Annotated in this window: 13 protein-coding genes; 2 read left to right on the forward strand and 11 right to left on the reverse strand. The window is 66.3% G+C overall.

Going from position 1 to position 18,985, the window contains the following annotated elements; all coding sequences use genetic code 11:
- Positions 1-3 precede the first annotated feature (3 nt).
- Both EO174_RS07305 and rpoE read right to left on the reverse strand, forming a co-directional pair.
- On the reverse strand, positions 4-891 hold the full coding sequence (locus EO174_RS07305) for a sigma-E factor negative regulatory protein (RefSeq protein WP_126943388.1): 888 nt from the start codon (positions 889-891) through the stop codon (positions 4-6).
- A complete protein-coding gene (gene rpoE / locus EO174_RS07310) occupies positions 888-1,508 on the reverse strand; it encodes an RNA polymerase sigma factor RpoE (protein WP_043908138.1) in 621 nt (206 codons plus the stop codon). The genes EO174_RS07305 and rpoE overlap by 4 nt, the downstream gene beginning before the upstream one ends.
- Positions 1,509-1,743: 235 nt before the next feature.
- On the opposite strand from rpoE, the gene EO174_RS07315 reads away from it, so the two are divergent.
- Positions 1,744-3,825 carry a 3-hydroxyacyl-CoA dehydrogenase NAD-binding domain-containing protein gene (locus tag EO174_RS07315; RefSeq protein WP_126943391.1) on the forward strand — a complete coding sequence of 694 codons (2,082 nt, stop codon included), beginning with the start codon at positions 1,744-1,746 and terminating at the stop codon, positions 3,823-3,825.
- Between the two features lie 167 nt (positions 3,826-3,992).
- Here EO174_RS07315 and EO174_RS07320 read toward each other — a convergent pair whose 3' ends face one another.
- The 3 genes from EO174_RS07320 to EO174_RS07330 all read right to left on the reverse strand — a co-directional run bounded on the left by EO174_RS07320 (position 3,993) and on the right by EO174_RS07330 (position 9,316).
- Positions 3,993-6,845, reverse strand: coding sequence for a TonB-dependent receptor (locus EO174_RS07320; RefSeq protein WP_104650558.1), 2,853 nt, complete (start codon positions 6,843-6,845; stop codon positions 3,993-3,995).
- A gap of 382 nt (positions 6,846-7,227) precedes the next feature.
- A complete protein-coding gene (locus EO174_RS07325) occupies positions 7,228-8,817 on the reverse strand; it encodes a tetratricopeptide repeat-containing sulfotransferase family protein (RefSeq protein WP_126943394.1) in 1,590 nt (529 codons plus the stop codon).
- 40 nt (positions 8,818-8,857) lie between these two features.
- The gene (locus tag EO174_RS07330; RefSeq protein ID WP_126943397.1) at positions 8,858-9,316 is read right to left on the reverse strand and encodes a hypothetical protein; all 459 of its coding nucleotides are present in this window, start codon (positions 9,314-9,316) and stop codon (positions 8,858-8,860) included.
- A 162-nt stretch (positions 9,317-9,478) separates the two neighbouring features.
- Between EO174_RS07330 and EO174_RS07335 the strand changes: the two genes are divergently transcribed.
- Positions 9,479-10,981 carry a sulfotransferase gene (locus EO174_RS07335; RefSeq protein ID WP_126943400.1) on the forward strand — a complete coding sequence of 501 codons (1,503 nt, stop codon included), beginning with the start codon at positions 9,479-9,481 and terminating at the stop codon, positions 10,979-10,981.
- 22 nt (positions 10,982-11,003) lie between these two features.
- On the opposite strand, the gene EO174_RS07340 is transcribed toward EO174_RS07335, so the two are convergent.
- The 6 genes from EO174_RS07340 to EO174_RS07375 form a co-directional block, all read right to left on the reverse strand.
- Complete coding sequence (locus tag EO174_RS07340) at positions 11,004-12,287, reverse strand: aspartyl/asparaginyl beta-hydroxylase domain-containing protein (RefSeq protein ID WP_126943403.1); 1,284 nt, start codon at positions 12,285-12,287, stop codon at positions 11,004-11,006.
- Between the two features lie 169 nt (positions 12,288-12,456).
- Positions 12,457-13,422 (reverse strand): cation diffusion facilitator family transporter, encoded by a 966-nt coding sequence (locus EO174_RS07345; RefSeq protein WP_126943406.1) that lies wholly within the window; start codon positions 13,420-13,422, stop codon positions 12,457-12,459.
- A gap of 1,345 nt (positions 13,423-14,767) precedes the next feature.
- Positions 14,768-15,655, reverse strand: coding sequence for a 3-hydroxyisobutyrate dehydrogenase (gene mmsB, locus EO174_RS07360; RefSeq protein WP_126943409.1), 888 nt, complete (start codon positions 15,653-15,655; stop codon positions 14,768-14,770).
- Between the two features lie 173 nt (positions 15,656-15,828).
- Positions 15,829-17,001: an enoyl-CoA hydratase/isomerase family protein gene (locus tag EO174_RS07365; RefSeq protein ID WP_164740119.1), complete on the reverse strand. Its 1,173-nt coding sequence runs from the start codon at positions 16,999-17,001 to the stop codon at positions 15,829-15,831.
- Entirely contained in the window at positions 17,001-17,798 is a 798-nt protein-coding gene (locus tag EO174_RS07370; RefSeq protein WP_126943412.1) for an enoyl-CoA hydratase, read from the reverse strand. The genes EO174_RS07365 and EO174_RS07370 overlap by 1 nt, the downstream gene beginning before the upstream one ends.
- Positions 17,795-18,976, reverse strand: a complete 1,182-nt coding sequence (locus EO174_RS07375) for an acyl-CoA dehydrogenase family protein (RefSeq protein WP_104650514.1) — start codon at positions 18,974-18,976, stop codon at positions 17,795-17,797. The genes EO174_RS07370 and EO174_RS07375 overlap by 4 nt, the downstream gene beginning before the upstream one ends.
- Positions 18,977-18,985: the final 9 nt, after the last annotated feature.

Raw genomic sequence — 18,985 nt, forward strand, 5'->3', positions numbered from 1 at the left:
GTATCAATCCTGCGGCGGCTGCACCGGCAGCGGCCGGCTTGGCGCAGGGCTGGCAACACCCTGCGGCGCGGGCTCGAACGGATAGAACGCGGTGCCTTGGCCGCCTTGGCGGAAGCTGGCATTGAGCGGACTGTCGCCGGCACCGGACAGCGCCGCACGCGGCCACGGGCGCGCCTGCAGTGTGGTATCCGGATGCGTGAACGGATTCGATGGCGCCGCAACGGCCGTGGCGGCCGCCGAGGCGGGAGCAGCGGATGCGAGCGCGCGGGCTGGCGCCTGCTGCTGCCGCGCCGCGACGCTGCGGGCGACCTGTTGGTTGCGCGTGGCCGCGCCACGGCGCGTGGATGCCAGCGCGGCAGCCGGCACCGCTGCGGCCAGCGCGGCGACCTCGTCGGGAGCTGCCGGGCCAGGCTCGGCCGGCCCCTTCGGCGCCACGGGCGTGGTGGGAGCCTGCGCGGTGGCAGGCAGCTGTGCCACGGTGGCGAACACCGGGACCTGCGTGGCAGGCGCTGCCGTCTCCGGCAAGCGCTCGCGCGCCATGAACAAGGCGATCGCCGCGACCGATGCCGCAATCGCCGCGCCACCACCCCAGCGCCAGCGCGCCGCCGGACGCGTGGATGGCTGCGCCTGCGGCACCGGCTCATCGGCGATGGCACTGCGCACGCGCGCGGCAAAATCCAGCGGTGCCGGCGCGCTGGCCGCACCACGCAGCACATCGCCGCACAGCTGCCAGCGTTCGTGGCAGCCGGCCAGTTCTTCGTCGTGGGCCAGGCGGCGCAGCAAAAAGCGCGACTCCTCGGCGCTCAATTCGCCATCCACCAGCGCAGACAGCTGCTGGCGGTAGTGACGCTCGAACTTGTCGGTCGTGGACATGGCAGGGTTATGGCTCATACACGGTGTCGCTCACGGGTAGCGCTTTCGGTCTCCAGCAGAGGCCGCAGCTCGATGTCGATGGCCTCGCGCGCCCGGAAGATGCGCGAGCGCACCGTTCCGATCGGGCAATCCATCTTTCGCGCGATTTCGTCGTAGCTCAGCCCATCCACCTCGCGCAGGGTGATGGCCGACCGGAGCTCTTCCGGCAGGGCTTGGACCGCGCGCATCACCGTTTGTTCCAGTTCCTGTCGCATCAGTTCACGCTCCGGGGTGTCGGTGTCGCGCAAGCGGGTGGCACCATCGAACTGTTCGGCATCGCTGATCTCGATATCGTCGGTGGGCGGACGGCGGTTGTGCGCAACCAGATGGTTCTTGGCAGTGTTGACGGCAATGCGGTGTAGCCAGGTATAGAACTGCGAGTCGCCGCGGAAACTGTTGATCGCCCGGTAGGCGCGCACAAACGTATCCTGGGCCACGTCCTGGCATTCGCTCCAGTCGGCGATGTAGCGCCCGATCAACGCAACGATGCGGTGCTGGTATTTGCGCACCAGCACATCGAACGCTGCACTCTCGCCGCGCTGCACACGCCGGACCAGTTCCAGGTCAAGCTCCTGAGGTGTATCGACTTCGGCCATGTCGGGCCGCACTCCTGTCAGCCCACCGAAGTCGGGCAATGAGACAACCATTGAAGGGAAAAGTTCATACCGATCCGTACGATCGTCACGCAACAGGCTAGCTGCACCGATGCGCCACTGGCGACGCCTCGCACCAGGCGCGCGTCGCCCTGCCGACAGGTATGGGTATTTGACGTGAAGGAAACAACCTCTGGATGATAACGACCTTTCCTTATATCTCCGGACGGCCAGACGCATGCTTCCAGGTTTCGACGGGCTCCGATTCAGCCATTGGCAGGCCGACCTGCGCGAGGACGGCGTGGTCGTGCTCAGCCTTGATCGCCAGGGCGCACCGGTCAACGCATTTTCGCAGGAGGTGCTGCTCGAACTGGGCGCGCTGGTCGAACGCCTGGCGCTGGACCCGCCCAAGGGCGTGGTGCTGCGCTCGGGCAAGCCCAACGGCTTCATCGCCGGCGCCGACCTGAAGGAATTCCAGGAGTTCGACCGCAAGGGCACCGTCAACGATGCGATCCACCGCGGCCAGAACGTCTTTCAGAAGCTGGCCGAGCTGCCCTGCCCCACGGTCGCGGCGATTCACGGATTCTGCATGGGTGGCGGCACCGAGATCGCGCTGGCGTGCCGGTATCGCGTGGCCTCCGACGATGCCGGCACCCGCATCGGCCTGCCGGAAACCAAGCTCGGCATCTTTCCCGGTTGGGGCGGCAGCGCCCGCCTGCCGCGCCTGATCGGTGCGCCGGCAGCGATGGACATGATGCTGACCGGCCGCACCGTCGCGGCCAAGGCCGCACGCGCCATGGGCCTGGTCGACAAGGTCGCCGCGCCGGCGGTGCTGGTCGATGTCGCCGCCGCGCTGGCGCTCACCGGCAGCAAACGTCCGTTCAAGCAGCGCGCCACCGCATGGGCCACCAATACCCTGCTCGCGCGCAAATTGCTGGCGCCGCAGATGCGCAAGCAGGTCGCACGCAAGGCGCGCAAGGAGCATTACCCGGCGCCCTACGCCTTGATCAACGTGTGGGAACGTGCCGGCGGCAGCGGCATCCAGGCGCGCCTGGCGGCCGAGCGCAAGGCGGTAGTCAAGCTTGCCAGTACGCCGACCGCACGCAACCTGATCCGCATCTTCTTCCTGACCGAGCGCCTGAAGGCGCTGGGTGGCAAGGACGCCGGCGCTGCGGCCTTGCCCCCGATTCGCCATTTGCATGTGGTCGGTGCTGGCGTGATGGGCGGCGATATCGCAGCCTGGGCGGCCTACAAGGGCTTCGAGGTGACGCTGCAGGATCGCGAGCAGCGCTTCATCGACACCGCACTGGGCCGTGGCGGCGAGTTGTTCGCCAAGCGCGTCAAGGACGAGGCCAAGCGTCCGGCAGTGGCCGCGCGCCTGCGTGGCGACCTGGCCGGTGCGGGCGTGGCCCAGGCGGACCTGGTGATCGAAGCGATCATCGAGAACCCGCAGGCCAAGCGCGAGCTGTACCAGTCCGTCGAGCCGCAGCTCAAGCCCGATGCGTTGCTGACCACCAATACCTCGTCGATTCCGCTGACCGAGTTGCGCGGGCATCTCCAGCGCCCGGCGCAGTTTGCCGGCCTGCACTACTTCAACCCGGTATCGATGATGCCGCTGGTGGAGATCGTGCAGCACGACGGGCTGGATCCGGCCAACGTCGCGCGCCTGGCGGCATTCTGCAAGGCGCTGGACAAGTTCCCGGTACCGGTGGCCGGCACACCTGGCTTCCTGGTCAATCGCGTGCTGTTCCCGTACCTGCTCGAAGCGGCCACCGCGTATGCCGAGGGCGTGCCGGGCCCGGTGCTGGACAAGACGGCGGTCAAGTTCGGCATGCCGATGGGGCCGATCGAACTGATCGATACGGTGGGGCTGGATGTCGCCGCCGGTGTGGGCGCAGAGCTCGCGCCCTTCCTGCACCTGCCGATTCCCGCGGCACTGGCCACCGTGGAGCCGGGCAAGCGCGGCAAGAAGGACGGCCAGGGTTTGTACAAGTGGGAGAACGGGCGCGCGGTCAAGCCCGAGGTGGCCAGCGGCTACGCGGTGCCGGCAGACCTGGAAGATCGCCTGATCCTGCCGTTGCTCAACGAAGCGGTCGCCTGCCTGCACGACGGCGTGGTGGCCGATGCGGACCTGCTCGATGCGGGTGTGATCTTCGGCACCGGCTTTGCGCCGTTCCGAGGCGGCCCGATCCAGCACATCCGCAGTGTCGGCGCCGACGCGTTGCTGGAACGCCTGCTGGCTCTGCAGGCGCGCCATGGCGAGCGTTTCGCACCGCGCCCGGGCTGGGAGTCGCCGTTGCTGCGTGAGCCGGTGGCGTAACGCGTTGACGCGGCCTTCGAGCTCGGCCAGATACCCAAGCGCCATGCACTCGGCCACGGTGGTGCTCTGAAGGTTGCAGCGCGGCACACCATCGCCACCAGATGCAGGCAATCAAAAAACAACGGCGAGCCAAGGCTCGCCGTTGTTCTACCGGGTCGCAAGGCGACTCAGAAACGCAGGCCCACACTGGTGAAGAAGTAACGACCCGCCTGGTCGTAACCGGCGAGCGAGTTGCCGTTGAAGGTCAGGCTGCCACCCACCAGCGGCGGCTCCTTGTCGGCGATGTTGTTGATGCCCAAGGTCCAGGTGACGTAATCGCCCAGCTGCATCGAACCGGAGAGGTCGAAGTAGTTGTACGCCGACACCTTGTTGTCCTGGTTCACCAGGCGTACGTCGGTTGTGCCACGGGTCCCGTCGGTGTTCTGGTAATCCAGCTCGCCGATATAGCGCCAGCGCAGGCTGACGGTGTACCGATCGAAACTGTAGCGCGTGCTCAGCACATGCCGCCATTCGGCACTGTTGCAGGCCACGTTCACCACGCCGGCGCAGTCGTAGGTCACTTCCTGCACACCCGGAACCGGCTCGTATTCCTGCTTGATGGCGTAGCTGCCCATCATCGAGGCGGTCAGGCGCCCGGGGCCGACGCTCCACGCGTACGACGCGGTCAGATCCACGCCCTGGAAATGCAGCGACCCAAAATTGTCCTGGGAATTGAAGATCAGGCCGGAGACGTCCGGGTCGCTGCCGCGGAACAGGTCGCCCGTGGTGGCGTTGCGGCGGACGCGGCTGCAGATATCCGCGTTACCGGTCACGCCGCATGCGGTCAGGATGTTGGAGGAACCGATGGCACGGATGGCGTCGTCGATCTTGATGTCGTAGTAATCCACGCTCAGATCGAGCCCCTTGATGGGGCTGGCAGCAAAACCGACGGTCCAGGTATTGGCCGTTTCCGGCTGCAGTGTCGTATTACCGCCGCCGATTTCGTTGTACTGGCCCGCCGGGTTTGCCGCAACGCGGCCGTACTGCGCCGCCGTCACGCCAGTATTGGCGCACTGGGCCTGGGTAAAGACCGGATTGGCACCGGCGCATGGGTCGCTGCCGCTCCACAATCCGATCGTATTTTCGTTATACAGCTCGGTGACGTTCGGCGCGCGGATTGCGCGATTCCAGCCGGCGCGCAGGTGATACTTGCCGTCGGCGAATGTCGCGCCCAGACCCGCCTTGTAGGTGCTGACGCCACCGGAGATGTCGTAGTCCGAGTAGCGATAGCCAAGCTGCATGTCGAGATGATCCAGGCTGCCGGCCTGCGCCACCAGCGGCACCGCGCCCTCCAGGAACAGTTCCTTGACGCCGATGTCGCCGGAGACATTGGAGGTCGGGCCGCCCAGACCGGTGAAGTTGCCGGTCTGCATGTTGCTGTCGGCCACCCGCTTGAAGGTTTCGGTACGCGTTTCCACGCCGCCGACGACGCTGATCGGATTATCCCCGGCCCACGGCAGGCTGTAGCCGAAATTGCCGGTCACGTAGGCGTTGAACACGCGCATCGAGGTTTCGTAATTGACGATACCAACCCCCTGCAGCGCTTGCGCCTCTGCGGCGGTGACACTGTCGGTCCACACGCTATAGGGCACGCAGCCATCGAACGCCCCCGGCTGGCAGCCCAGCAGCGCATCGCGTACACGGGTGGTCACGAAGTCGTTGATGTTCTCGGACTTGGTCGTGCTGCGGTTGTAGGTGAAGGACGCGTCGTAGGACCAGTTGTCGTTGATATCGCCCTGGGCACCGGCGGTGATGCTGAAACTGTTGGTATCCGAGTCGGTGATGCGCGGGCCGCCTTCGACGTTGCGCTTGGCCACATAGACGGTGAACTCATCGTCGGTGATGCCGACATCGTTGCACAGGCTGCCGATCACCGAGGTGGCGCAGTTGACGTTGAGGTCGGTGAAAAACGCACCCGACGGCGCGATCTGCGTCGAACTCTTGCGGTTGACGAACAGGGTTTCAAGATAGGGCTTGAAGTGCTCGTTGACCTCGTACTTGATGTTGGTGCCGGCCGTGTAGCGCGTATCCGGACGCTGGTAGTAATTCAGCGGCGCGAAGTTGTAGAGATTCGGGGATGCGACCTGCGACCAGGTTCCGCCGGCCGAAGGCTGCACGTAAAAGGCACCTGCAGACGGCGCGACGACGTAGAAGTTGGCTGGATCTGCAGTGGCAGACCCGCCGCACGCGGTGCCGCTGTTACTCAATGCGCAGGCGGAGTAATCGCGCTGGCCCTGCAGCAGGGGATCGTTCTCGCGCCAGGTGGCCCATGCGGTGGCATGCCCCGCTTCGCCGAAGCTGCCGCCGATGGCCAGGTCCACGTTGCGGGAGATGCCGTCGAAACCGGAGTTTCCGGTCGGGTAATCGTAACCGGCATCGTCCATCAGACCGCGCATCAACGTATTGCCGTTGTCATGCTGGTAGGCGTTGTAGCCCATGTCGACGCTGACCCCTTCGAACTCGTCGTCGAGCACGAAATTGACCACGCCGGCAACGGCATCCGAGCCATACACCGCCGAGGCGCCGCCGGTGAGGATGTCCACGCGACGCACCAGCGCGGCCGGGATGATGCTGATATCCGGACTCTCGCCGATGCCCTTGGGAATGCGCCTGCCGTTGACCAAGGTCAAGGTGCGCTGCGCGCCCAGTCCGCGCAGGTCGACGGTCGCATACCCTTGCGAGCCATTGTTGGCGAAGTTGTCGAAGCTCGCCGAAAGCTGTGGATACTGATTGATCAGATCTTCGACCTTGGTCGAGCCGGTGTACTGGAATTCTTCCTTGTTGATCTCGGCCACCGGACTGGAGGCAGTCATCGTCTGGCTCTTGATGCGCGTACCGGTGACACTGACCGTGTCCAGGCTCTTGAGTTCGCTCGCGGGCTGCTCCTGCGCCATCACGGTTCCGGACAGGGCCAACGCCGCGGCGCCCGCGGTGAGCGATACCCGGATGGCGTCGCGCAGCTTGGTGGTCTTCAATCTCATCTCTCTCTCCGAGAAGTTCGAACGGGTAAGCGCAACGCACTGCGTCGGCATCTGATGCAATGCCGGCACGTGCTGCGACGTCATTGGCAAGCGCGTCAAACCGCGCTTCCACACTGGCTAACGGCCGGGCGAAAGAGCGCCCGAAAAAACGTTGCCAACCCGATGTTAAGACCACGTTGAAGAGAATTAAAGCGCCATTCAGAAATGCTCCGAATCGGTGCGGCGAAGCCCCAAAAGGGTGCGGGAATCACAAAAAAAAGCACTTTTGACGCGCGTTCTTCCTCCCGAGGCCCGATTTCGCCGCGTACGCTCGTTCGGTGTTCGCGCGCCGCGGCTCGCTTCGGTGAAATACCGAAACGCGTGGTCGGCCAGCGGGAAATCCTTAGGCCACTTCGACGCCGGGCAAGGCCACACCCGCTGCCCGAAGCCGCTTCAACAAGGGCATGAGCCCGTCCAGGTGCCGCCGCGAGCTATGCACCGACCGTTGATGGACATCGCCGCGCACCTGCGCCGCACTCGCGGTCACGAATGGCACATTCTCCAGTCCGGTGATGGTTTCACGGCTCGTCAGCCCGCACCAGCTCAACACCCGCGAGATCTGATGCTCGGTATCGCGTACCAGCTCTTCGTAATGCACGTCGAGAATGCCGCCGGGCAGTACCGCATGCCAGTGACGCATGGTCTGCTGATAGGCCAGGTAGTAATCGGCGAGCTCATCGAGCGCATACGAGAACGGATAGGCGTTGTAGAACAAGGTCTTGTACATCGCATAGCACGTGTCCAGCGGATCGCGCACCAGATGGATGATGCGTGCGCGTGGCAGCGCGGTGGCAATCATGCCGCAGTAGAGGTAATTGACCGGCATCTTGTCGATGACTACCGGATGGTCGTGCACCAACTCACAGGCACCGCGCAGATACTCTTCGCCGAGCGCAGCAAAATCGATCTGCAGCGATGCCTGGGCGGCGGTCAATCCGGGATTGGTCGCCAGTACGCCGGATGTCGCACTGCCCAGCAGCGCACCGAAATCCATCAACTCCCCGGCCGAGCGCGCACCGCCGCGCTGGATCAGCAGGCGCTCCAGCAAGGTGGTGCCTGAGCGCGGCAAGCCGACGATGAAGACCGCACCCTCGCCCGCATCACCCGGCTGCAGTGCCCGCAAGGCATCCGGGGCGTACGCCTCCCGTATCTGAGCGATATGCGCACACTCGGCGGCAACGTCGTACTGCAGTGTCTTGCGCTTGCAGGCCGCTGCGGCGGTCAACGTCTCGAACGATTCCGCATGCCGGCCCAGATCCTCCAGCTCCTTGCTCAGGGCGTACAGGCCTGCCGCCCTGGCGGAAGGGTCCGATAGCGTGGTCAAGCGGTGACGCAGGTCGTCCAGATGATTGTGCTGCCCGGTCTGACGCCGGAGCGTGGCGCGCAGGTACAAGGCATCGCCGGTCTCGGGTGCCAGTTGCAGCAGCCGCTCCAGGGTGACCTCAGCGGCATCGAATTCACCGCCAAAGAACTGCATGGTGGCAAGGTCGTACAGCAGGCCCGGCTGTTCTCCCAGCCATGTCATCGCATGCCGATACGCGTCACGGGCGGCCGCCACCTCGTGGCAGCCGCTGTACAACGCGCCGATCCGCCACCACGCCGCACCGTCGGCGCCGGCCAGTGCCTGCGCCTGCGCCTGACCGGCGACGAGCCGGGCCTCGCGGCGGCGACGCAGCTGCAGCAGCAAGCTGGCGTACTTGATCAAGAGCGGCACCGGTGACGCTGCGACCGCCGCCGCCCGTGCGATGCGGTCGACCGCGGCTTGCGGATCGCCATTGGCCAACCGGGCCTCGCTGGCAAGTTCCAGCAGATGCGCATTGTCAGGCTGGTCGGCGCAGGCGCGGTCGGCCAACGCAACCGCCTGGGCATAACGTCCCTGACGCAGCAGTTGATACCCGTCGTGCAGCACTGCGCGCAGCTGTCCTTCAGTCATGCGTTCTCTTCTGTTGGTTGCGATGCCATCGGCGGCCCGGCTAGTCGATGCGGCGGGCGCGTAGCGCCACCCCGGCAGCGGTCACCAGCATGTAACTTCCCATCGCGGCCTTGCGAATCACCACGACTTCGCCCTCGGCCAACGGACCGCGGCTGGTGGCTTCTGTCAGTGCCCAGCGCTGACGACTGTCCAGCGACACGATGCGCGTGCCGTCTGGCTGGTACGCCACCGCGAGCACCTTCGCGGTGAGTTTCGCAGGCGCTGACTGCTGCGCACCTGTCGCTGCCGAGACCTGTTGGGTGCTGCGGCCGAATGCCCTGACTCGCCTGTCCGCCTCCGCCGCCCGTACGGCCTGGGTTGGCGGAAAACTGGCGTCATAACAGGCCAGCCGCGGCAATGGATCGAGGACTGCAGCGCAGCGATGCGTCGGCACGTCCTGCGCCGATGCCGCCCAAGCGCAGCTCAGGACTGTCAGACCCACCACCACCGGTTTGTGCATGTGCGCATCTCACTGCTCGACTGCAGCAGAGCATACAAGCCAACCGGCAGGCGCAGGAAAGGCCTACCCTCACTGTCTCGCCACCGGGCGGATTGAACGCACCGCCGGCGCCGCCTAAGCTGCAGGTCCCCCGACCCGCTGCAAGACTGCCTGGAAAACGCCTTGGACCTGTCCTTGCAGCACGCCGCACGCTTACTGCAACACGGTCATCTGCCGCAGGCGATCGCCGCCTATCGAGCCATCCTGCAGGCCCGGCCCGGCTGCGCCGATGCCTGGTACAACCTGGGATATCTGCTGCGCCGGACCGGCGAAGCATCCGCTGCGCTGGATGCGTACGCGCAGGCACTGCAGTACGGCGCTGCACTGCCGGAACAGATCCATCTCAATCGCGCCGCGCTGCTGAGCGACCATCTCCACCAGGATGCGGCCGCGCTGAAGGAGCTCGACCTGGCACTGCAGTGTCGGCCGGACTATGCCCCGGCCTTGCTCAATCTGGGCAACCTGCACGAAGAGCTGGGCGCACGCGACCAGGCGGTCGCCGCCTATCGCCGACTGCTCGCCAGTCCTCCCGGCGACGCCCGCACACGGACGCTGCAGTTGCAAGCCAGCGCACGTCTGCTGCATCTGGATCCTCCGACGCAGGTGCAGGACCCACGCCTGCTCGAACTCGAGCAGGCCAGCGCGGTCGCGGGGCGAGATCCTGCGCTGGCGGCCACGCTGCTGCATGCAGTGGCCCATGCCTACGATCGCCTCGGCCTGCACGACCAGGCATTCGATGCGGCCAGTGCCGCCAACCGGCATGGCCACGCCCATGCAAGGCATTACGATCCGATCCGCACGCAACAGCATTTCGACAGCATTGCCGCGGTATTTGCCAACGCAAGGGACGCGCAACAGCCCCCCCCCATGGCTGCTGGAAAAAGCGCGGTGCCGGCCCTGTTTATCTGCGGCATGTTCCGCTCCGGCTCCACCCTGCTCGAACAGGCCTTGTCGCGCCACCCGTGCATTGCCGCCGGCGGTGAACTGGATGCGCTGCCGCGACTGGTTGCGCAGTCGTTGTCGCCGTTCCCGCAGGCCGCGCAGCAGCTGTCCCCACCTACGCTGGCGCAGCTGGCCGCGGCATATCGTCAACGTGTGGCGGCAGCCGTTCCCCAGCATGCGCAACTGCGCTACATCACCGACAAGCGCCCGGACAACTTTCAGCTGATCGGACTGATCAAACAGCTCTTTCCGGCTGCCAGGATCGTGCATACGCGCCGCCATCCGCTGGACAATGGGCTGTCGCTCTTCATGCAGCAGCTCAATCCGCAACGGTTTGGCTACGCGGGCCGGCTGGAGGACATCGGGCATTTTCTTGCCGCCTACCAGCGACTGATGGCGCATTGGCTGTCGCTGTATCCGGACAGCATCCACACCTTCGACTATGACGCCTTCGTCGCCGCGCCGGAGCCCACCTTGCGCGCATTGCTGGACTTCCTGCAGTTGCCCTGGGAACCGGACTGCCTGGAGTTCCACAAGGCGCCTGGCGCCGTCAAGACAGCCAGCTACTGGCAGGTGCGCCAGCCCCTGCATGGCGATGCGTCCGGGCGCTGGAAGCCCTACGCCGCTCAGCTCGCTCCCCTGCGCGCCACGCTTGCCCGGTTCGGCATCTCACCTGCGGACTGAACCGGCCGACGACCGGCACCCCTCATCCGGCACGGTGGCGGGCAATCGCCGTTTCCATGGCGTTGACCATCTGCCGCTCCTCCTGGCTCAGCAGGGGGTTCCAGACATCGAAGATCAGCACCGCGCGCAGCTGCGCGCTCTGGTTGCGCGCCTCGTGTTCGATCGAGTCGTCGAACACCAGCACCTTGCCGACCTCCCACTGCCGCCAGTCGTAACCGACCCGGAAGCTGCAGCCGTCGGGCACGATCAACGGCAGATGTGCCACCAGACGTGCGTTGGTCTCGCCGTGGTGCGGTGGAATGACCGTTTGCGGCGCCAGCACCGAGAACATCGCGTTCGGGCAAACACCATCGATCTCCGCCGCATCGACCAATGTCAACGCGGCGGCGGTTGCCGGGCACTGCCGCAGATGTTCCTCCACCGGCTGGCCATGCGCCCACAGCGGATAGGAACTCCAGGCCGGCGAATGGTTGAGGTCCTTCCACTGATTGACCGGCTGGTCCGGCGCGTAGGCGATATACGGCGCAAAGCCGCCCTTGTCCGCGTCCATGACGGCGCGCAGTTCCTGCGCAATCGCCTCGGTCTGACGCTGTACTGCAGCGATCCACGGAAACGCCTCCGGCGGATGAAACGGCAAGGCGGGCAGTCGCGGTACGTACAGGCGGTTGGATTGGGAGTGGAACGGGCGGCTGCGTCCACATGCGATCGCGGCCGCTTCCGCCCAGCGTCCCGCGAGCGCGGCGTCCACAGCCACGCCGGGCGTGTCCAGGACGGCGCGCAATTGCGCCTCGAGCTCAAGCGTGTCCTGCTCCACCGCCTGCGTGGCCAGGGCGAGCTTGCGACGCAGCACCGCAGGCCATTGCGGCTCGGGTGGCGCAACCTTCAGCGCGTCGCGATAGACGCCGGCGGCGGCACGCGGGCGGCCGCGCGCCTGCAGAAACGCGGCCTTTGCCAGCAACCCCGGCAGGAAATACGCATCCAGCGCCAACGCCGCGCTGATGGCCTGCCATTCGCCATCCACATCGCCTTGCGACTGCTTCACCACCGCAATGGTCAGCACGATCATCGGATCGCCCGGGCTGCTTGCGCGTGCGCCGGCCAGGTAGTCCAGCGCTGCCGTTGCATCGCCGCGCTGGTAGGCGTGCACGCCCAGGCTGTACAAGGCCTGCGGATGCGCCGGCGCCAACTGGCGCACCTGTGTCCACAGCTGCTCGGCCTGCTGCCAGTGCCCGGCCGAAGCCGCAGCGCCCGCCTCGGCGATCAGCGCGGCGATGCGTTGGTTGCGTTGTTCGATCTGTACCGCCATCGCGCCGCCGGCCTCTCAATCTTCCCGGCTCGATCATACGGCCTGGGCGGCGGCGCGATGGCGCGATTGGCCTTCCCACGACCGGACAGGGTGGCCCGGCTACGTGCTGTTCCAGGCAACGCCATGCTAGCGCCAACCAGGCGACAGGCTCACTGGCGTGCGGTCCGTGTCAGTGCGCGTGGCCGCCATGCGAATGCGCGTGACCATGATGATCGTCGTGCGCGGGGCCTTGCGTGGCCGGTGGCGTCCCACACGGCTCGGTGCCGCAGTCGCCGCTCTCCACCTGCAAGGTGACGTGGGAGATCTCGAAGCGCGCGTGCAGCAGCTCGGCGAGGGCGTCGCGCAGGCGGTCGCGGTCGATGGTCTCGCCGACCACCACGTGTGCGGTGAGCGCAGGCGTGCTGGAGGCCAGTGCCCAGACGTGCAGGTCGTGCACGTCCTCGACGCCGGGGTAGCTGGCCAGCGCCTGCTGCACCTGCGGCAGATCGATACCTTTGGGAACACCTTCCAGCAGCACGTTGATCGCCTCGCGCAGCAGCACCCAGGTGCGCGGCAGCACCCACAGGCCGATCAGCACGGCCAGCACCGGGTCGATCCACTGCCAGCCGGTCCAGCGGATCAGCAGCGCGCCGACGATCACCGCCACCGAGCCGAGCATGTCGCTCCAGACTTCCAGGTAGGCGCCCTTGACGTTCAGGCTCTCGCCGCTGCCGGCGTGCAGCAGCTTCATGGCGATCAGATTGATCACCAGGCCGAAGCCGGCGATCAGCAACATGCCGCTGGAGGAAATATCCTGCGGTGCGCGAAAGCGCTGCGCGGCCTCCCACAGGATGTAAGCGCCGACCGCAAACAGCAGTGCACCGTTCGCCAGCGCGCCGAGCGCTTCCAGCCGCACATAGCCATAGGTGCGGCGCGCATCGGCAGGGCGACGGCTCAGGCGCACGGCAAGCAGGGCGATCATCAGGCCCACGGTGTCGGTGGCCATATGTGCGGCGTCAGACAACAGCGCCAGGCTGTTGGTGATGAACGCACCAATGACTTCCGCCAACAGGAACGTGGCGGTGAGCCCCAGCGCCCACCATAGCGGTGTCTCGTGGCGGATTTCGCTGGGTGCGTGGTTGTGGTCGTGTCCCATGGATGCGGTAGCCTCGTGCGATGCGCGCACCTTAGGCGCACGCGATGGCGGAGACTATTACACCCGGGCGTGATGACATCACATCACGTGGGCGTGGTGCTGCGCCTTATTGCCCAGGCCGGGCAGCAACTTGGAGCGGCCAACAGAACCTCTCGAACGCCGCAGCGATGGCGGCAACGCGTCGGCCACCCTCGCTTTCGTTAGCGTGTGGAGTGATGTCGTATTGGCAGTGAGATTGCTCGGATAGAAAGAGGCTGATCAGACCGCACCTCATCGGACGGCTGCGCTGCATGCACTGCCTGCCCCTACTTGCAACCATGCGTACCGACCATCGTGACTGGTCCTTGCCCGCCCACCGTCGCGGGACCTTACGCGGCATGGATGCCGCGTAAGAGCCTACAAGGACGTACTTGCGGCGTGTCCCGCGATGGTGGGCGGGCAAGGGCCCTGCAGCCAACTGACAGCGTCGAGGGCGCGGCGCCCTCACCGCTCGCGGGACACACCGTAAATCCATCCCTGGGGACCGTGTGGCGGCATCCATGCCGCCACACGGTCCCGCAACCGGCAAGGACACCGCACCAGACAGTTGGTCGACGCTCATCTGAAAAGCTGCCTGTCGTGCGGTGTGCATCAGACCTGGAGCCTATGCCTCATGATCAAGCAAAGGCACATCCGGCACTGCTCTTCCATGCACACCGACCCTCTCCACTGGCCCTTGCCCGCCTACCGTCGCGGGACCCTGAGCGGCATGGATGCCGCGCCGGAGCCTACATGGACGTACTTGCGGCGTGTCCCGCGATGGTGGGCGGGCAAGGGCCCTGCAGCAAACTCGCAACGTCGTGGGCGCGGCGCCCTCATCGCTCGCGGGACACGCCGTGAATCCATCCCTGGGGGCTCGGTGGCGGCATCCATGCCGCCACACGGTCCCGCAACCGGCAAGGACACCGCACCAGACAGTTAGTCGATGCTCATCTGAAAAGCTGTCTGTCGTGCGGTGTGCATCCGACGTGGAGCCGATGCTTCATGATTGAACGAGGCGCATCCAACGCTGCTCTTGCCATGCACAACGACCCTCTCCACTGGCCCTTGCCCGCCTACCGTCGCGGGACCCTGAGCGGCATGGATGCCGCGCCGGAGCCTACAGGGACGTACTTGCGGCGTGTCCCGCGAGGGTGGGCGGGCAAGGGCCCTGCAGCCAACTGACAGCGTCGAGGGCGCGGCGCCCTCACCGCTCGCGGGACACGCCGTGAACCCATCCCGGGGGCTCGGTGGCGGCATCCATGCCGTCACACGGTCCCGCACCGGCAAGGACACCGGACCAGCGTAGACGCTTTGTCAGCCACTCTCAAACCTTGGCCACCAGCTTGATCACGCTGGAAAAATCCAGCGTGCCGTTGCCGGCCTGGCTGTTCATCGCATACAGATTGCGCGCCAGTTCGCCGAGCGGAATCGACACGCCCGCCTGCACTGCGGATTCGGCGACCAGCCCCAGGTCCTTGAGCATCAGATCGTTGCCGAATCCGCCGCTGTAACCGCGCGATGCCGGCGCGTTGGGCAGCACGCCCGGCCACGGATTGCAGACTTCGGTGGCCCAGCTGCGCCCGGTGCTGACCGCCATCATCTGCGACAGCACCGCCGGGTCCAGGCCCTGTGCAACGCCGAGCGCCAGCGCCTCGCCGGTGGCGGCCATGATCACGCCCAGTGCCATGTTGTTGCATAGCTTGGCGACCTGGCCGGCGCCGTTATCGCCGACGTGGAAGATGTTCTTGCCCATCGCCTGCAACACCGGCCGCGCACGCTCCAGCACCTCTGCAGCGCCACCGACGATAAACGTCAGGCTGCCGGCCGCCGCGCCAGCGGTACCGCCGGACACCGGCGCATCCAGCATCGCCAGGCCACGCGCCTGCGCCTCGGCGGCGAGCTTGCGTGCGCTGGCCGGTGCGATGGTGCTGCAGTCGATCACCAGGGCAGCGGCAGGAATCTGCGCCAGAATCCCGCCCTCGCCCAGGTACAGCGCTTCGACATGGCGGCTGGCCGGCAGCATCGAGATCACGATCTCGGCGTCGGCCAGGGTGTCGTGCGCGGAGCTGGCGGCATGCGCGCCGGCGGCGGCCGCGGCATCCAGCGCGGCGGGCACCAGATCGAACACCCGCAGCTGGTGCCCGGCCTTGCTCAGGTTGGCGGCCATCGGCCCGCCCATGTTGCCCAGGCCGATAAAAGCGATCTTGCTCATGGTGTGGTTTCCAGGGTTGGGTGGCCATCACCGATTGGCGCGGCCGTTGAATGGTGTGCCCGGCCGCAGCGCAGCGCGGCAAACGGGTGCAATGGCTTCCCTTGGTCCTGCAGTGCGGATGCGGCTCATTGTCCGCATCCGCCAAAGACCGTTCGCAGCGGCGTGTCAGCGACTCAACCTGCACCAAGATCGGCAAGCGGATGCCGCGCAGGTGGCCAGGGCGATTGCAGGAATGCAGCCGTCCATTGCGCATCGGCCTGTTCCAGTTCGGCAGGCTGCCACTGTGGCGTGCGGTCCTTGTCGATCAACAGCGCGCGAATGCCTTCGGCAAAATCGCCGTGGGCGGCCGCATGCAGCGCCACCACGTACTCGGTGCGAAAGGTCTCCGCCAACGTGCCGGTTTCCGGATGATGGTGCAGCTCCCAGGCCAGTCGCGCCGAGCCGGGGGCACCGGCTGCCAGCGTTGCGCGCGCGGCCTGCAGCCAGGCGTCCTCGCTTTGCAGTGCCAGGATTGCAGCGACCACCTCCTGTAGCGTCCGGCCTGCCACCAATTGCGCGATCAAGGCCGCATGCACCTGCAGTGGGCCCGGCTCCAGCGGTTGCGCAATCCCGTGCAGGAACGCGCCGAGCTGGGCGCGATCCTCGTCTGCATCGCCTGTCCAGGCATGTGCGCTCAAGGCTTCCAGCACTGGCCCGTATTGCGCATGCTCCAGGCGGACATCCGCAAGCCCGGCGTAGATGGCATCGCTGGCATCCAGCGGCGCACCGGTCAGTGCCAGAAACAACCCGGCAGCGTGCGGCACCCGGCGCAGCAACCAGCTGCCGCCGACATCGGGAAACAGGCCGACACTGATCTCCGGCATCGCCAGCCGCGAGCGCTCGGTGACCACGCGATGGCTGGCACCGGACATCAAGCCGATGCCGCCGCCCATCACGATGCCGTGGCCCCAGCACAGCAGCGGCTTGGGATAGGTGTGGATGCGATGGTCGAGCCGATATTCCTCTTCGAAGAACGCAGCGGCATGCGCATTGGCTTGCGGTTGCGCGCGACGCTGCTGCGCATCCGGCACCGCCTCGCGATGCGCACGCATGCTCTGGTACAGACCATGCAGGTCGCCGCCCGCGCAGAACGCTTTCTCGCCTGCGCCACGCAACACCACGCAGGCAATTTGCGCATCGTCGGCCCAGGCGCGCAGCTGTGCATCCAGCAGGCGCGTCATCTGCAACGACAGGCCGTTGAGCGTCCTGGGCGAATTCAAGGTGGCGATGCCGATGCGGTGCCCGTCGGCGTAGTGACGTTGCTCGAACAGCACCGGCGCTTCTTCGGTTGGGCGCACATCCAGCATCAGCCATTGCTCCACTGCGGTGCACGCTTTTCCAGAAAGGCCGCCACTCCCTCGGCCTGATCGGGCTGCTCGAACAGGTCAACGAAGGCCTCGCGCTCTGCCACCAGCGCGGCGGCATGGGTGCCATGGCGGGTGGACTGCACCAGGCGCTTGCACGCTGCGACACTGGCCGGACTCTGCTTGCCGGCGCGCTGTGCCCAGGCGATGGCATGCGCACGTGACTCGCCCTTGCCGACCACCTCTTCCACCAGGCCGATCCGCTGTGCGGTGGCGGCATCCAGACGTTCGCCGAGCAGGATCATGCGCTTGGCCCAGCCCTCGCCAACCAGGCGCGGCAGGTTCTGGGTACCGCCGGCGCACGGCAGTAACCCGACGCTGGCTTCCGGCAAGGCCAGTTGCGCGTGTTGCTCGGCAATGCGCAGGTCGCAGGCCAATGCGCACTCCAGGCCACCGCCCATCGCATAGCCGTTGATGGCCGCGATCGACACGCCGCGAAACGCGCTCAGCGCTTCGAAGGCTTCGCCGAACCGCCGCGCCGCGGCGCGCGCATTGGCCTTGTCGCCATCGGCAAAGTGCTTGAGATCAGCGCCGGCGCTGAAGAACTTCTCGCCGTCGCCAGTGATCACCAGCGCGTAGATGCTGCGGTCCGCATCCAGCGCGTGCACCAGATCGCGCAGGGCTGCAAGGCTGTGCACGGTCCAGGTATTGGCCGGCGGATTGCACAAGGTGACGATGGCGACATGGCCATCGCGTTCGACCTGCAAGCCGGTATGCGCGCGTGTTTCCCAATCGCTCATCGCAGTTCCTCCTCGCCATTGAGCAGGTGGCGCGCAATGATCATGCGCATCACCTCGTTGGTGCCTTCCAGGATACGGTGCACGCGGCTGTCGCGCAGCAGGCGCTCGATCGGATACTCGCGGATATAACCGTAGCCGCCGTGGATCTGCAGGGCGTCGTCGCAGATCGCAAAACCGGCATCGGTGGCGAAGCGCTTGGCCATCGCGCACCACACGGTGGCATCGTGGCTGCCGGCATCGAGCTTGCGCGCAGCGGTGTGCACCATCTGCCGGGCGGCAACCAACTGCGTGGCCATGTCGGCCAGCTTGAACTGCAGGGCCTGGAAATCGGCCAGCTTCTTGCCGAACTGACGGCGCTCGCCCATGTAGCGACGCGCGGCATCCAGCGCGCCTTGCGCCGCGCCCAACGAACAGGCCGCGATATTGATGCGGCCACCGTCCAGCGCCTTCATCGCCATCTTGAAGCCCTCGCCCTCCCTGCCGAGAAGATTGCCGGCCGGAATGCGCACGTTCTCGAAGCTCACCCCGCGCGTGGGCTGGCTGTTCCAGCCCATCTTCTCTTCTTTGCGGCCGTAGCTGATGCCGGGCGCATCGGCAGGCACCACGAAGGCGCTGATGCCACGGGCGCCGTCGTCGCCGGTGCGGGCCATCACCACCAGCACATCGGTGGCGCCCGCGCCGGAAATGAAGGCCTTGCTGCCGTTGAGCACGTAGCTGTCGCCATCGCGCTGTGCGCGGGTCTTGAGCGAGGCCGCGTCCGAGCCGGCGCCCGGCTCGGTCAGACAGTACGAGCCCAGCTTGACGCCGCTGGTCATCGCCTCGCCCCATTGCGCGCGCACCGCGTCATTACCGTAGCTGGCGATCAACCAGGTGGCCATGTTGTGGATGCTGATGAACGCCGACGTGGACGGATCGACCGTAGCCAGTTCTTCGAACACCACCGCAGCATCGAGACGGCGCATGCCCAGGCCGCCCACGCCTTCATCGGTATACAGCCCGCAAAAGCCCAGCTCGGCCGCCTTGGCGATGGCCTCGCGCGGGAAGTGGCTTTCCGCATCCCAGCGCGCGGCGTGCGGGGCGAGTTCTTTGTCGGCGAAGTCGCGCGCAGCGGCGCGGAACGCTTCCTGCTCGTCATTCAAATCGGCCGTATTGGCGTGTAGCTGGATGGCTGCATTCATGGCGATCAG

It is taken from the genome of Xanthomonas sp. BRIP62418 (assembly GCF_003993495.1).
GTDB lineage: Bacteria > Pseudomonadota > Gammaproteobacteria > Xanthomonadales > Xanthomonadaceae > Xanthomonas > Xanthomonas euroxanthea.